Below are 15,383 nucleotides of genomic sequence, written 5' to 3'. Positions count from 1 at the left end.
TCCATTATACACGAATGCCCCCCGCGAAATCGGGTATAGAACCATTGAGGAGTTGACGACCATGAGATTAGGCTATGCCTGCATGAATACAGAATTGAAAACCGTCTTCCGGACAGTACGCCTTGCGACTGCAGAAGCTGAAGGCACATCGAAAATAAAGGAATTGACTTTGGTGAATCTGCAGACCACACTGGATATCCTCCGGTGGAATCTGGAAAATGATATCTATTTTTACCGGGCTTCAAGCACGATCATTCCCCTTTCCACCCACCCCGTCAACGACTGGGTGTGGTGGGAAGATCCGGATGTGCAACAGATCACTTCGGTCATCAGGGAACTTGTCGAGACCCATGGAATGCGGGTTTCCATGCATCCCGGCCAGTATACGGTGCTGAATTCCCCTAAACCGGATGTTGTCCGTAAATCCGTCGAGGACCTTGAATACCATGACCGCCTTATCGCACTCATGGGCGGCAACGACCTGATTGTCCATACGGGCGGGGCTTACGGCGACAAAGAAGCAGCCAAACAGCGATTCGCAGAAAACTACGCCCTATTGTCCAATAGCATCAAACGCCGGCTGCGACTGGAAAATGACGACAAGACCTTCACAATCCGCGACGTTCTGGCAGTCAACAAAATGTGCGGTGTGCCGATCTGTTTTGATATTCATCACCACAACTGCAATAACGACGGCAAGCCGGTCGATTTTGCCGAAATCCTGGCCACCTGGGAAGGGGTTGGCACCCCGAAAATCCATATCAGCACCGGGAAGGAAGGCTTCACCGACCTGCGCCACCACGATATTGTATCAGAGGAAGATTTCAATGAACTGCTGATATTGTTAGGCGACACAGATGCCGACATCATGTTCGAAGCCAAAATGAAAGAACAGTCTGTCCTGCCGTTTGTCCGGCTCTTGAAAGAGCGCCAGAACAGCAATACGGAAATCATATGAATGGAAAAAGCGTGCCGGAATTCCCGGCGCGCTTTTTATTGTTTGTTAAGCTGGGTAGTGCATCAAACGAGCGGAAATTCGACGTTAAATACCGTGCCCTTCCCTTTTTCGGAATGGACACCGATTTCACCGTTCATTTGGCGCACGATGCTATATGCGACCATCATGCCAAGCCCGGTGCCTTTGCTTTTTGTCGAGAAATACGGCTCTCCGAGGCGCTGGACTTCCTCCTTCGACATGCCGATCCCTTCATCCATCAGGATGATTGCCACCTTTGAGGCGCTTTGCTTGATCTGGATTTTAAATGTTCCGCCCGCAGGCATCGCTTCAATTCCGTTTCGGATAATATTGATGAGTGCTTGGTGGAACTTCTGCCGATCAGCGAGTATGTGCGCATCCCCGCCATTTTTCAGCAATTGGATCTCGACTTTCTGCCAGCTGGCAAAAGGCTTCAGCACCTTCACCACATGCTCGACTTCCGTTTTCACTGACACGGTTTCGAGCTTGGCAAAAACCGGTTTTGCAAAAACGAGATAGTCTTCAATCAATTGATCGGCAGCCTTGATTTCGCTGAGCATGGTGTCGTAGAACTCCAATTGCTTGTCCCTTGAGTACTCATGCTCTTTCATCAATTGCACGAACCCTTTGATGCTTTGGATCGGATTGCGCAGCTCGTGTGAAACGGAAGCGGCAAAATTGCTGACAGTTTCCAGCTTCTCGTGTTTCACCAGCGAACTGAGCAGGTATTCCTGCCGCAGGATATGTTCGATCAGAAGTGCGGCCAGCGAGATGATCGCCCCCTGATTGAGCATCAGCATCAACCAGATGCCGACTACATCATGGAACGGATCTCCGAACAGGAAATAGCCCGCTACCGCATTAAACGACAGCGACAAAATCGATACAACGAAAACGAGCCCGACTTTTTCAAGGCGGTTGATCCGCATATAAAGCGGGCGCAGGAACGGCACGCCCAAGGCAACGACAAATTGGTTCAAGATGGCGATATACATGCCGTCGCCGCCAATTGCAATGCGGCCCACGGCAGAAACCAGGAAAAGAATCGCACTGACAAGCGGTCCGCCATAAAGTGCTCCGACAATCATCGGCACTTGGCGCAGATCGAAAATGTATTGGTCTGTCATGATTTGATATGGAAACACCATGCAGAGAATGATTGATATTGAAAAAAGGATGGTAAGCGTTACACGGTGGCTGACAAAGAAATTGCGTTTGCCGAGGGCTCCGAACATCTGATAAAGAAGGATCGGAAAAATGATGAAAAATATATTATTGATCATTCCTGTCATCATTTGGGCTATAGCGTCCGCCTCCTGTCCCTTTGCTTGCGAAATTCATTATACCTTTCCGCTACAGCACATTCCATCCCATCCGCCAAGTTTTTCGTAAGCTTACTTAAAAAATTCAGCCGGCATGCCGCTTCTCACTTTTTTCAGCACACGCTCCCTCCTCTTTTTCATTCCTGAAACTGACAGCCCGTAGATTGGGGCCAAATCACTGACAGTGACACCTTGGACGAACAGCTCATCGAGCAGTTTCCGCTCGTTTCTTGTCAAACGGATTTCATCGAGCCATTCAGGAAGCCGGTCTTCAATCGAACCGCTTTCCACTTCTTCCAGCGAAACGTCTTCAGAAGCAGCAAACCGGCTCGTGAAGCGGGATTCCCGTTTCAGTTCGTCAAGCATGGCGCCATGAATAGAGCGGTATGCAAAAGGCGTAAAGTCCCCTTTGCTTTCTTCATATCGGCAGCAGGCGTGCCAAAGGGCGATTTTGCCGATTTGGCGATAGGCGTCATAATCGCGGTAAATATGGAGTTTGCGGATGATTGCTGAAATCATCGGCGAATACTGTTCTGCTGCTTGGTCAAAATCTTTCATTGCTTTGTCCTTCCGGACGTCCTTGGTATTCCCGGGTGACTTCAGCATAAATAATTCTTGTATAAGCATCAAAAAGAAGAATGAGTCTTTTTATCTAATGATTTTCGCTCCAACCTCTCCGCATACGAGACGTTTGATTTAGTTAATTGTCAAAAAACATCCTTTTTTCTGAAAACGGTATTGATTTTCTTTCCATTACAATGGTAGAATTTTCTAGAATACAGAAAGGGGAGTTTAGGGGTTGAGGAAGTATGAGTATCATTTTATCGACCGGTCAACGCTTTATTTAATGTCATTTTTTGAAACAGAACGGAGAACTAAAATAGTTACAAAGCATGGAGTGATGTATTCGCCACTTTCGGCGATGCAGCTAATTGACCGGACCTGCATGCTGTATGCATCAACCTACGAAGGCCGCGTCAAGGCGAACCGGCACAATCTCAAACAGCATAAAAAGACGCCGATCCTCATTTCGAATGATGGAGTAGCCGCCTTTCCGACCAAGTCACCTTCCCACCCGGAATGCATCTGGATTTTCAATCACGATTACCGGACTGAAATGGTTGCACCCGGCAAGACCCGCATCATTTATGAAAAATACGGTATCACGCTCGATTTGGATGTTTCCATCCATACATTGGAAAAACAGCGGACCCGTATGTACGAAATGCTTTACTATTATATGAAAGTCCGTGATAGACACAATACATAATCCGGTATTGGCAGTAGTACCTCATTTATTAAATACAAAAGACACCTCCCTGTGTGTTGGACGGCCATCCAATCCAGAGCGAGGTGTCTTTCCGTTTACGCTGCCTCATCCCGCATCAAAAGGAATGCCAGCTCGATCTCCCATTTTGCGGGATCGGGTTCATTTTGCGAGTCTATCAAATAAAATTCAAAGCGCCCATTCCAAATTTCCTCTTCTTCTTCCCAGCGCTTATCAAACTGAAGGCCTTCCGACAATGCCCAACGCTCAAGTGCTTCCAAAGAATCGTGGAGCATGTCCGGATCTCCCCGGTGCACAGCGACTGCATAAGATCCGCCTGGTATAGAACTTGCGACTACCCGATCATCGCCGGTAACCATGTGTTCGACCGGCACTCCAACTTCCAATGCATATTCGCCATCCTGGCCGCCCAGACACCAGTATCTGTAAAACGGCGCCCCAACGGCCTTCACTCCTTTTTTAGCAATCCAATCCAGAACTTCCGGCACCATCGCGGCTGTCATTCCCCACTCCCTGAGCGTTACCTGGATTGGAATTGCCACGTAGGGCTGTTCCGCTTTCATTTCCACGCCCGGCCCTTTGCTGAATTTATGCGCCATATCCACCTGTCCTTTCTCTACTGCTGAAAACTCCTTCTATATAAGCTGACCTCCGAAAACCATTTTGTTTGCACCGTTTCAGCCTTCGCATTAACCAAATGCCCTTTCAGCCCATACAGTAATAACTATTCGGGTTTGCATGAAAAATTCCTGCTTGCCCTCCTTTTTGAGCCATTTTTATACTGCCATAGAATGTACATAAATTTTCGGGATTGCGAAATTGACTTGTCCGTTCAAGAGACTTATTGTTAAGGAATGACCGAACGGTCAATTTTATGACCAACGGGTTTCAGGAGGGTTGGAATGGATAAAAAGCAGGAATTGATGGATGTGGCCATGCATTTATTTTCTTTAAAGGGCTTTGCCCAAACCTCGGTCCAGGAAATCGCCCAAGCGGCCGGGATATCGAAAGGCGCGTTCTATAAGCATTATGAATCGAAAGATAGCCTCTTTATCGAATTGCTGAAAAGGCACCAGGATGAATTGACCGCCGAACTTGCTGCTTCAAGCTTCGAAGGCGCAACAGACCGCAAAGAGGCGTTCAAGGGGAAACTTCAGCTTGAAATCAAACAGACGCTCGACAACAAGGAGTTCTTTTTGATGGTTTTCAAGGATTTCCCGAAAGACGAGGCCAGCCGGATGATGCCCTTGTTCGAGGAATTGAGGGCAGCCCAGCTGGCATTGACGGAAAACAGCCTGCTTGATGTATATGGGAACGAAATCCAGCCTTTCTTGGCTGATCTTGTGGCCATCTTAGAAGGCATCAAGCGCGAGTACTTTTTCATCCTGATTTTTGAAAACCGGAGTGTCGATGTCCATCGGCTTGCCAGCTTTATCTCCGGCAGCATCGATGCGATTGTCGGCGGGCTCTCCGGTCTGGAACCGGTATTAAAAGGACGGAACGAAATCCCGGCTCCACCCGCAGATCCTTTTAAAGCGATTGAAGATAAGATCCGCCGGGACCTCAGCGGAAAGGAAAAGCTGCTCGACACCCTCCTTCTATTGAGAGAAGAAGCCGCAAAACCGGACCGGCAGGAATTTTTAGTTGAAGCGCTTCTCGCTTATCTGGAGCAAGAGCCGAAAATCGCAAAAGAGTTATTCCTATTAAAGAAGTACATCTAAAGGAGAAGTGGCATGAAGAAGATTATTGATTTTTCCCTGAACAATAAGTTTGCCTTATGGATATTGACGATCATGGTCGTCGTGGCAGGCTTGTTCGCTGGACTTACGATGAAGCAGGAATCGATCCCGAACATCACCGTCCCTGCGCTCACCATTATTACTCCCTATCCAGGTGCAGCACCTGACGAAGTCATGAATGAATTGACAGTGCCGATTGAACAGCGCATCCAGAATTTAAACGGAGTGGAATTGCTCACTTCGTCTTCGCTGGCAAATGCTTCATCGATTCAAGTGCAATTCGATTTCGATACGGATATGGACGAAGCTGTCCGCGAAGTTGAATCGGCGATGTCCGAGATTTCATTCCCTGAACAGGCCAGCGAGCCGCAAGTGTCGCGCATCAGCATTGATGCTTTCCCTGTCCTGACGCTGAGCGTCAGCGATTCCGGCCAGTCATTGGAAGAACTGACCGCGATTGTCGAAGAAACGGTCCTTCCTGAAATTGAAGGGGTAGCCGGATTGGCCGATGCCCAAATTTCCGGACAGCGGCTGCAGAAAGTCACCATGGCGTTCAATGAAGAAAAAATGGCGCAATACGGCTTGACCCAGGAAACGGTCCAAGGCCTGATTCAAGCTTCCAACCTTACGTTTCCGCTTGGCCTCACTGAATTTGACGGCGAGCTAAAAAACCTCGTCATCGACGGCAATATGGCGACAATCGACGATTTGAAAGCCCTTCAGATCCCGGCAGTGCCGCAAGCGGCTAATCCGGGCAATACGCCTGGCGCACCCGCACCGGGCCAAACAGCACCGGATGCGGTACCTGGTGAAATGCCTGCCGCTGCACTTGGGGCAGTACCTGGCGCAGCCCCTGCTGCTGCCCAACTCCCGACTGTCGCTTTGGGCGAACTGGCGGAAATCGAAGTGGTCAGCGAAGCCGAATCGATCTCGCGCACGAATGGCGAAGAATCGATCGGCATCCAGATTGTCAAGTCGCCTGACGCCAATACAGTCGAAGTCGTCAATGCAGTCAAAGACATTGCGGCCAATTTGGAAAAAGAATACGATTTGACGATCACGACAACGTTCGACCAAGGCGAACCGATCGAGCAGTCGGTTGAAACGATGCTCAGCAAAGCATTGTTCGGCATCCTGTTTGCAGTGGTGATCATCCTCTTGTTCCTTCGCAGCTTCAAGACGACGGTCATCTCGATCATCTCGATTCCGTTGTCGCTCTTGATGGCGATTTTCCTTTTGAACCAGCTCGACATCACCTTGAACATCATGACGCTCGGCGCATTGACCGTGGCGATCGGCCGCGTCATTGATGACTCCATTGTGGTCATTGAGAACATCTACCGCCGCATGGCGCTCCCTGGCGAACCTTTGCGCGGCAAAGCACTGATCCGCGAAGCGACGCGCGAAATGTTCATCCCGATCTTCTCGTCCACTGTGGTGACGATTGCGGTATTCCTGCCGCTTGCCCTGGTCAGCGGACAGATCGGCGAATTGTTCCTGCCGTTCGCATTGGCAGTCGTCTTTGCCCTATCGGCATCGCTGTTAGTGGCAATCACCATCGTGCCGATGCTTGCGCATTCGATGTACGGCAAACAATTGCGCGGCCTGAAGAACAATACAACACATGCAGAAGAAAAGCCGGGCAAACTGGCCGGATTCTATAAGCGCGTCCTGGAATGGTCGTTAAGCCATAAGATCGTTACGTTCGGCGCAGCAACAGTCCTTCTTGTTGCGAGTTTGTTCCTGGTGCCGGTCATCGGCGTCAGCTTCCTTCCGGAAGAAGAACAGAAAATGGTCATGGCGACTTATTCGCCGGAACCTGGCCAAACGAGAGAAGATGTTGAAGGGATCGCTCTGGACGCTGAAGGTTTGATTGATGCACGCGAAGGCGTCACGACTTACCAGTACTCGCTCGGCGGCAGCAACCCATTGGCGGCCATATCCGGCGGCGGCAATAATTCCGCGCTGTTCTTCATTGAATACGATGATGAATTCGAGAATTTCAGCGATGAAGGCACCAAATTGATTGAAGAATTGAACGGCCAAACCGAAGCCGGCGAATGGAAGACGATGGATTTCGCTGCAGTCGGCGGGAGCGGTCTTGAGCTCTTCGTATACGGCGACAGCATCGAAGACATCCAGACGGCAATCAGTGAAATCCAACCGATCATGGAAGAAAATGAAGGTTTGGAAAAAGTGGAATCAAGTCTTACCGAAGCCTATGATCAATACACACTTGTTGCCAATCAGGAAACACTCAGCCAGAATGGCTTGACGGCAGCTCAAGTCGGCATGGTCCTCCGCGGTACAGGTGAAGCTCCGGTCCTTACGACAGTCCGGCATGAAGGCAAAGATGTCAATGTTTACGTGGAAGTGCCGGAAACCGAATATGACGGCATTCAGGATGTGACAGATGTCCAAATTCCGACAGCACTCGGCACAACGGTTGCTATCGGTGAGGTCATGGAAGTCGAAGAAGGCAAATCGCCGGATACCATCAACCGCCGTGACGGCCAGATGTATGCTTCCCTTTCCGCAGAAGTTATCGGCAACAATGCAAGTGAAGTTTCTGCAGAAATCGATGAAGAAATAAACGATTTGGAATTGCCGAGCGGCGTCACGACCGACCAAGGCGGCGTCACTGAACAAATCAACGAATCGTTCACGCAGCTAGGCTTAGCGATGCTGGCTGCAATCGCCATCGTCTACTTTGTATTGGTGGTTACATTCGGCGGAGCACTGGCACCATTTGCGATCCTCTTCTCCTTGCCATTCACGGTAATCGGCGTATTGGTTGCGCTGTGGATTTCCGGAGAAGCCCTGAGCGTCAACGCCTTGATCGGCGTCTTGATGCTGATTGGGATTGTGGTCACGAACGCGATTGTCCTTGTCGACCGCGTCATCCACAAAGAGAAAGAAGGATTTACAACGCGGGAAGCCTTGCTTGAAGCAGGCTCGACGCGCCTTCGTCCGATCCTGATGACGGCCCTCGCGACAATCGGCGCGCTCATTCCGCTCGCTATCGGAGCAGAAGGCGGCGGCTTGATCTCCAAAGGCCTCGGCATCACGGTAATCGGCGGACTGACAAGCTCGACCCTATTGACGTTGGTCATTGTGCCGATCGTCTATGAAGTGGTAGCGAAATTCCGCAAAAAAGAAACGAATTAATGCATAGAACCGCCCCTGCCATTGTGGCCGGGGCGGTTCTGTTTTTATAAAATATGCACAGCAAAAGTTAAAATACGCTCGGCTTTGGTTAAAATACGCTCAGCAAAGGTTAAAATATGCACAGCAACACGAAAAATACGATTCCAACAAACAACAGACCGCTGAAATCATTCCAGCGGGCTGTTCTTATTTCTCTTGTAAAAATGCAAAAACTTTCTCGTCAATTTGATTTTCCTCGGTCCAACGGTCGTCAAAGTTCTCGCGCAAGGCGAATGTCTTTAGCGCTTCTTTTACAGTCCCGTCATAAGAAGGGTAATCGGCGGTATCAAGGAATCCGAGTTTCACGAGCTGCCTCTTCACATCTTCGAAAACGTCCCCTTCCAGATCGAGGAACACTTCAGCAGGCGTGCCGAACAATTCGTGCAGCTTGTACAGGCGCTGCAATTCTTCGATCGGCTCCGGATGATCATCGACGCGGAGGTCGACTTTGACATCGTTATAGCCGCCGTAGCCTGCCCCTTCCTGCAGGACATATACGGCCGCCGATTGCTTGCCGCGGCTATCGCCCCCAGCTTGCTGCGCAGCAGCCAGAGCTTCGATCAGGCGTTCCGCCAATGTGCCTTCCGCGCGTTCAAAAGTTTCGCTCATCGCTTTCACCGTGTCTTCACTGACCAGGATATTGCCCTGGGCCGAATGGTTACGTCCTACTTTATGACCCGCCCAGTCGTAGCATTCAGAACCTGTGAAGGCACTCGCTTCCCCGTCCGCATTGATGACCGCCACTTGGCGCAAGTCCTTTCCTTCATCGTCCAGTACGAGCGCCGCAATGACTTCTTCCGGCGACATGCCCTGCTCGAGCAATTGGAGTCCTCTTGGCCCGTATGAAGTGTTCGCCCACGACTGGGTCGCCACTGCGCCGACATTCGCTTTCGCCCATGGGACGATAGCGCCGACTGCCAGGAATTTCGACTGCACGGCCACCCCCACTTCACCGGTTCTCGGGTCGGCCCCGACAATCGAAAACGTCGCTACCAATTGGTCTTTGTTTATCTTATTTCGTATCATGCTGAATTCCCCCTTTGTATGAACTGGATGCCGATCAGCCCTCTTCCATCCCCACTGTCTTTTGAAAGTGCCGATTACCGAAAAGAATAGCACAAAATATTTTAGATAAGAAGCTAAATATAATGTTTCCTATTTAATGGACCAAACACATTTCTATCCCTGAAAGGAAATGGCAGCCATTAAAAAGCCGCTCTTTTGGAGCGGCATTTTTCATTCCCCTAAATTCAGTTTCGTATCCCGTTTCGTGAGCTTCAGGAAAAGCAGATAAATGATGCCGATGGCCAGCCAGGCAAACCCGAGCTGTTTCGATAAGGCATCGAGGTTCCACCAGACATAAGCAATGATGACAAAGCCGATGAGCGGAAGGACCAAATGCTTGAAGTAATTCTTGCTTTTCTTTTTCTTGATAAAATACACAATTACTGAAATGTGGAGAAACAGGAATGCTGACAGCGCGCCGAAATTGATGACGGAAGCCAGTTCCCCGATGCGGTTCGCGAAAAACACTGTCACTGCCAATGAAATAATGGCCACTAAGATTGTACTGACCCAAGGCGTCTTGAATTTCGGATGGACTTTGGACAGCATCTTCGGCAATTTCCGGTCCCGCGCCATGCTGTAGAGGATGCGCGAGATGGCCGCTTGGGCCACGAGTGCATCGGCAATCCCCCATGCGACAGCCGTTGCGATGATTGTCAGCCACTTCAGCCAAGGGCCGCCGGCTATTTCAGCAATCTGGTAAAAGGCGACATCCGCATTTTCGAATGTCGTATAGTCCGGCCAGATCAATGCCGCCACCCATGTTTGGATGATGAACAGCACACCGACCACCAAGAGCGATACGATGATGGCATTCCCAACCGCTTTCCGGCCGCCTTTCGACTCTTCCGCCAACGTAGCGATGGCATCGAACCCAAGGAAGCTGAGCACCGCGATCGACACGGCACCCATGACCAGCCCGAGGCTGAAGTTATCTGCATCGTAAAGCGGCTTGAATGTGAATTCCGCTCCGTTGACGCCTTGGATGATTGCGAATATCCCGACGGAAACAAAAATGGCCAATACGATAAGTTCCAATACAATAATGATTTTATTCGCCCGCGCGGTGAATTCGATGCCGATGACGTTGATGACTGTATTGATGCTGATGAATAGGAGCAGCCAGACCACCAGTGGAACTTCCGGCACAATATCGTTCAATGCCGCAGCACTGACCAGATACAAAAGTGCCGGAACGAAAATATAATCCAACAGTATGAGCCAGCCTGCGATAAAACCGGCCGCGTCATTGATGCCCCGCTGCGCATAAGAATAGACTGAACCCGCAATCGGGAATGCTTCCGACATTGTGGCATAGCTTAGCGCCGTGAAAATCATGGCGACCATCCCGATCAGATAGGCGAGTGCCACCATGCCGTTCGAACCTTGTGCGATGATGCCATAGATGCCGAAAGGCGCAATCGGAACCATGAACACCAGACCGTAAATCATGAGATCCCAAAAAGTCAGCGCACGCTTCAGTTCCTGCTTATACCCTGTTTCACCTACCTGCTGTCCATTATTCTCTTCCATTTTCCTATCCCCTTTCAATTGTCAGAATAATTAATTCTACATCTATGGAAAAGTTTTGTAAATCTTTTTCGACACTCGAAATAACAATTTTTTGACCGCAAATATTTATCGTTATACATATATTCTGCTATCTTCCGACATTAAAGGGTGATATAATAGAGCTATAAAAGTCTGAATTTTCAATTTAAAAGCACATCCATAGGTATATCTTCATCCATATACATACCCGGCTTTCCAGCGGTATATAAGAGGGGGAATCAATATGGGGAGCAAAAACTTCAAGGTTATCGCAGCACTGTCACTGGTTTTATTCACCTTGCTGTCATTTTCATTCAAGGCGGAAGCCGCCGCTTCTACGTTCGTCACCAAAGTTCCGACCACCAGCAAAGTGGTTGCATTGACTTTTGATGACGGTTCAGACGGCACGAATATCAACACGATCCTCCGGACGCTTGCCGCGAATAATGTGAAAGCGACGTTCTTCCTGACTGGCTCCGGCGCACGCAACCATCCGAATTCGATCCGCTATATCGCCGGGCACGGCCACCAGATCGGCAACCATTCATTTTCGCATCCAGACTTCACCAAACTGACCGCCACCCAAGTGAAATCGGAGCTCGACAAGACGGAATCGATTATTAAAGCCTTTACCGGAAAATCGACCAAACCGCTGTTTCGGGCACCGTTCGGAGCCGTTAACGCCACAGTACTGAGCCGGGTCGGCGCTGCCGGATACACGCATACGATCCAGTGGAATATCGATACAGTCGACTGGAAAGGCGTTTCATCCAAAGCGATCACGGATAAAGTGGTCAACAATATCGTGCCCGGTTCGATTGTCCTGATGCATACCGGCGCAGGCGCTTCCGGAACCCCGGGCGCATTGCCCGGCATGATTTCTAAACTGAAAGCAAAAGGCTATTCGTTCGTCACGGTTTCCCAGTTGTTGAAATTGCAGCAATCGGGCGGAAGCACCTATACCGTCAAAGCCGGCGATACGCTTTACAGCATCGCACGGAAATACAATATCTCCGTTTCCAGTCTGGCTGCAGCGAACAACATTACGAATTACAATCTCATTAAAGTCGGACAGGTGCTGATCATCCCGAAAGCGCCAGCCCCGCCAGCCGCCGTCGTTAAATACACCGTGAAATCCGGCGATACGCTTTACAGCATCGCCCGGACATACAATACAACAGTCGCTAAAATTGCAGCCGCCAATAAAATCCCGAGCCCATATATTATCTTCGTCGGCCAGGTGCTGGTGATACCGAAATGATTCGCTGGCGAAATGATAAATCCGAAGACACCAAAACAAGCATCTGCTTCAGCGCGGATGCTTGTTTTTTTATGAGGCAATAAAATAGTGGATGGAAAAGGAACGTCGCTGCATAGCATGTCGGATTTTTGAAACGGCTGCCCCCTATTCCGGTTTTGCAGAAAATCTTTCTGCCTTCTTCTTTTTCCGAATGCCGTTCATCGATAGGAGCAGGATGAGAACAACCACGAAAACCGGGATCGCGAACCCCCATAGATTTTCGAATTCCTGTTTGATAATAGTATTTATCGACCGGTCCGCCTTCACCGCCCCGCCGGTTGTCTGAATGGCGATTCCTTCGGCTGCTGCCTTATTGTTCATCGACCTTAAATCGAACCAGCCGTATTCTTCGTACTTCTCCATTCCCTCCATCACTTCTTTAAATTTCTTAATTCCGATGTATGGATGGAAGAAAAAAGATAGTTTACTATCAGAAAAAACGGATATGCGTTCTGCTCTCTTCATCATGTTGCCAACCGATTCCGGATTATCCGCCTCGATATACCCCATACCTTCGGGTATCACCTGCATACCGGATAATTTGGAAGGTGTGCTTGTAAATACCGGCGTAAAGCTTGCTTCATACGTTTCATCGGATATTTGCACTTGGCCTACATAAGTTGAAAAGTAATCAGAAACTACCTGATACCCCGCCTGCGAGATAGCATAATGAGGCGCCTCAAAAGCGACGGGATACAATCCTTCATTGACAAGGTCGAAGATGCCCCTTTCAATCGTATCCGCAATATACCGCTCTTCGAATCGGGCTCCTTTTTTCAAAAACTCCCGGTATTCTTGGTCGCTCGCAAAGTCTTCCCTTTTGAAGACAGGATCATTTTTAGGCTGATAGATCGGCCGATCGTTTTCCATATCCCAATACTCCGAACCTTCTCCCGTTTCTGAATCGCGGTATTGATGGTAGTAACCGTGTAAAATGATGCTCGCTCCCTGTTTTTGCATGTTCTGCAGCACCTCCACGAGCTCATCCGACTCGGATAAGGAAATTCTTTCGCCCGTTTCCGGGTTCGTATAGACCGGAATGACCGTGATCGCATAAGGGATTCCCAGCTCAGCTAAATAATCGCCGATTTCTTGGAGCGCTGCAGGATCGTATTTCGGATGGATATCTTCAAGGCGCAAAAACTTCTGCGGCTTGCCGCGCTCCTTTTCAAAGAAATCGAATAGAGATTCCCCGAGGAATTCCGTGAATTCGCCAGTTATAGACTGCGTAGCTGCATAAAACGTTTCGTTTTTTTCAAATATCAAAGGAAACAAGTGGCCATCTGCATTTCCTTGAAAATACACAGTGGCATCCTCATAAGCATCAAACATCATGACACTTTTCGCGTTATCCAAACCGAACGCTTCTTCATCTTTGTAAATCCGGTCAATTTCTATGTATTCCTTGATCTCCATTCCATCGGAAACGCCGAATGCATCCAACCGGTTGCCGATCAGATACAATGAACCCTGGAATGAATTAATAAGAGAAAGTTCCGGCATCTCAGGCGCGTCTGTATCCAGCCTCAAATAAATCATGTGGGTATATTTTTCTTCATCCCGCTTCTTTAATGCATCCTCCAAAGACATAATCGTGGCTGAATCAGTAAAGTGGCCAGCCAGCATATCCAGCATATACACTTCATCGTCCTGCTCTTTTGCCGAAAGGCTGTGCAAGATCAGTAAACGGATTTCTTTTTCTGCAGCATTAGCCGGTAAAGCCGCTTGGAGCATCGGGTATGACACAGCAAAAATAAGTATGATCACAGCTAATTTCTTCATCTCCCGCACCTTTCTTTTTTTCATTCTCTTGGTATCCTCCATCATTTAATAGGGAATGGTAACAGATAGCGTCTATCCATCAACCTGTCCGATGCTTCTCTTTCTAGTGTGGAACGTTAAAAAGAGCGAAGGCATAGCCCGCACTCTTTTTAGCGGTAGTCTTTTTCGTCTAAAAATATTATAATGCATACTAGGAATTATTATATAAATACAATCAATTTATGGAGATGAATCGATTTGGAAGTGAACTTGATTATCGAAATCCTTCTGCTGGCGCTAGCAGCTATTTTCCTTTTCCTTGGCTTGTCCAGCCACATCAAAGCGAACAAGGCCACGAAGAAAAAAGGCGCCGAACGCCTCAGCAAATATGATTACCACCAAAAGACGAAAAAATCATTCGCCTTTTATGCAGCAGCCGTCATTCTTGTCGGTGTGTATCTGATTTTCTTTTTGTAAAACGCTTGGAAATTCCAGGCGTTTTTTATTTGCCCGAAAAAACTGCGGCGACTTCATATTCAAGCTCTTCAATGAGCGGAAGCTGCTCCCTCCGATTTACCACAGCATTGATAATCCCGTTGTAGTACCAGGACTGCTGGTCTTTGCCGCGGTTGAATCTGGCCCACACACCTTCGCCATGCGCTTCAACATCCAATCGGATCGACCGCAGGTTATGCAGTTTGTCCGCGATGATGACTGCCAGTTCTTTGTCCGAGCGGAATGCAAGTTCGGACAAGGTATGGCGCTTCCGGTCTTCCCACGGCAGTGATTTGTCCGGCTCGGATGCCGAAATGACAAGTGCCAGCACTTCCTCGCCGAACAACGCCCTGATTTCTTCTTCGGTTGCGGATGTGTCTTCCAGTGTATCGTGCAGCACTCCGGCCATGATAACTTCTTTCGGATGCCCCGCTTCCTGCAGCATCATTGCGACAGCAAACGGATGGCTGATGTACGGAAGATCCGTAGCTTTTCTCACTTGCCCCCTGTGCTTCACTGCTGCAAATTGAATGGCTCCATCAATCGATTTGTCCATGCAAACACCCCTCTCTTTTTCCAGTATAACGCGGATTGCCGGCAGAGAGGATTTTCACGTCTTTTTAAAGATTAGAAGAACCCGATTGTTTCTTTCGAATAAACGAAATAGCAAAAAAGCTGT

13 protein-coding genes are annotated in these 15,383 nt (G+C 48.9%); 6 read left to right on the top strand and 7 right to left on the bottom strand.

What is annotated here, in order from left to right:
* Window positions 1–61 precede the first annotated feature (61 nt).
* On the top strand, window positions 62–958 hold the full coding sequence (gene uvsE / locus ACFSDB_RS04295) for a UV DNA damage repair endonuclease UvsE (RefSeq protein WP_204890819.1): 897 nt from the start codon (window positions 62–64) through the stop codon (window positions 956–958).
* A 62-nt stretch (window positions 959–1,020) separates the two neighbouring features.
* Here the strand turns inward: uvsE and ACFSDB_RS04290 are convergent, their stop codons facing one another.
* Both ACFSDB_RS04290 and ACFSDB_RS04285 read right to left on the bottom strand, forming a co-directional pair.
* Entirely contained in the window at window positions 1,021–2,259 is a 1,239-nt protein-coding gene (locus tag ACFSDB_RS04290; protein ID WP_377339235.1) for an ATP-binding protein, read from the bottom strand.
* Between the two features lie 111 nt (window positions 2,260–2,370).
* A complete protein-coding gene (locus ACFSDB_RS04285) occupies window positions 2,371–2,856 on the bottom strand; it encodes a sigma-70 family RNA polymerase sigma factor (RefSeq protein WP_204890820.1) in 486 nt (161 codons plus the stop codon).
* A gap of 241 nt (window positions 2,857–3,097) precedes the next feature.
* Here ACFSDB_RS04285 and ACFSDB_RS04280 point away from each other — a divergent pair, with 241 nt between their 5' ends.
* Complete coding sequence (locus ACFSDB_RS04280; protein WP_204890821.1) at window positions 3,098–3,568, top strand: competence protein ComK; 471 nt, start codon at window positions 3,098–3,100, stop codon at window positions 3,566–3,568.
* Window positions 3,569–3,663: 95 nt separating this feature from the next.
* Here the strand turns inward: ACFSDB_RS04280 and ACFSDB_RS04275 are convergent, their stop codons facing one another.
* Window positions 3,664–4,185, bottom strand: coding sequence for a GyrI-like domain-containing protein (locus ACFSDB_RS04275; RefSeq protein ID WP_204890822.1), 522 nt, complete (start codon window positions 4,183–4,185; stop codon window positions 3,664–3,666).
* A 303-nt stretch (window positions 4,186–4,488) separates the two neighbouring features.
* On the opposite strand from ACFSDB_RS04275, the gene ACFSDB_RS04270 reads away from it, so the two are divergent.
* A complete protein-coding gene (locus ACFSDB_RS04270) occupies window positions 4,489–5,307 on the top strand; it encodes a TetR/AcrR family transcriptional regulator (protein ID WP_204890823.1) in 819 nt (272 codons plus the stop codon).
* Between the two features lie 12 nt (window positions 5,308–5,319).
* Entirely contained in the window at window positions 5,320–8,493 is a 3,174-nt protein-coding gene (locus ACFSDB_RS04265) for an efflux RND transporter permease subunit (RefSeq protein ID WP_204890824.1), read from the top strand.
* Between the two features lie 186 nt (window positions 8,494–8,679).
* Here the strand turns inward: ACFSDB_RS04265 and ACFSDB_RS04260 are convergent, their stop codons facing one another.
* Together ACFSDB_RS04260 and ACFSDB_RS04255 are read right to left on the bottom strand one after the other, a co-directional pair.
* On the bottom strand, window positions 8,680–9,558 hold the full coding sequence (locus ACFSDB_RS04260; protein WP_204890825.1) for a DUF1028 domain-containing protein: 879 nt from the start codon (window positions 9,556–9,558) through the stop codon (window positions 8,680–8,682).
* Between the two features lie 210 nt (window positions 9,559–9,768).
* The gene (locus tag ACFSDB_RS04255) at window positions 9,769–11,130 is read right to left on the bottom strand and encodes an APC family permease (RefSeq protein WP_204890826.1); all 1,362 of its coding nucleotides are present in this window, start codon (window positions 11,128–11,130) and stop codon (window positions 9,769–9,771) included.
* Window positions 11,131–11,392: 262 nt separating this feature from the next.
* Here ACFSDB_RS04255 and ACFSDB_RS04250 point away from each other — a divergent pair, with 262 nt between their 5' ends.
* Window positions 11,393–12,409, top strand: a complete 1,017-nt coding sequence (locus ACFSDB_RS04250) for a LysM peptidoglycan-binding domain-containing protein (protein ID WP_204890827.1) — start codon at window positions 11,393–11,395, stop codon at window positions 12,407–12,409.
* 144 nt (window positions 12,410–12,553) lie between these two features.
* Here the strand turns inward: ACFSDB_RS04250 and ACFSDB_RS04245 are convergent, their stop codons facing one another.
* Complete coding sequence (locus ACFSDB_RS04245) at window positions 12,554–14,254, bottom strand: DUF2334 domain-containing protein (protein WP_204890828.1); 1,701 nt, start codon at window positions 14,252–14,254, stop codon at window positions 12,554–12,556.
* Between the two features lie 213 nt (window positions 14,255–14,467).
* Here ACFSDB_RS04245 and ACFSDB_RS04240 point away from each other — a divergent pair, with 213 nt between their 5' ends.
* On the top strand, window positions 14,468–14,686 hold the full coding sequence (locus ACFSDB_RS04240; protein ID WP_204890829.1) for a hypothetical protein: 219 nt from the start codon (window positions 14,468–14,470) through the stop codon (window positions 14,684–14,686).
* Window positions 14,687–14,711: 25 nt separating this feature from the next.
* Here the strand turns inward: ACFSDB_RS04240 and ACFSDB_RS04235 are convergent, their stop codons facing one another.
* Entirely contained in the window at window positions 14,712–15,260 is a 549-nt protein-coding gene (locus ACFSDB_RS04235; protein ID WP_204890830.1) for an HD domain-containing protein, read from the bottom strand.
* Between the last annotated feature and the right edge of the window lie 123 nt (window positions 15,261–15,383).

Origin of the sequence: Planococcus chinensis, assembly GCF_042681545.1 — a bacterium.
GTDB classification, from domain to species: Bacteria; Bacillota; Bacilli; order Bacillales_A; family Planococcaceae; genus Planococcus; species Planococcus chinensis.
Note: the sequence above shows the minus strand (reverse complement) of the source record. Positions and strands in the feature narration are given on the sequence as shown.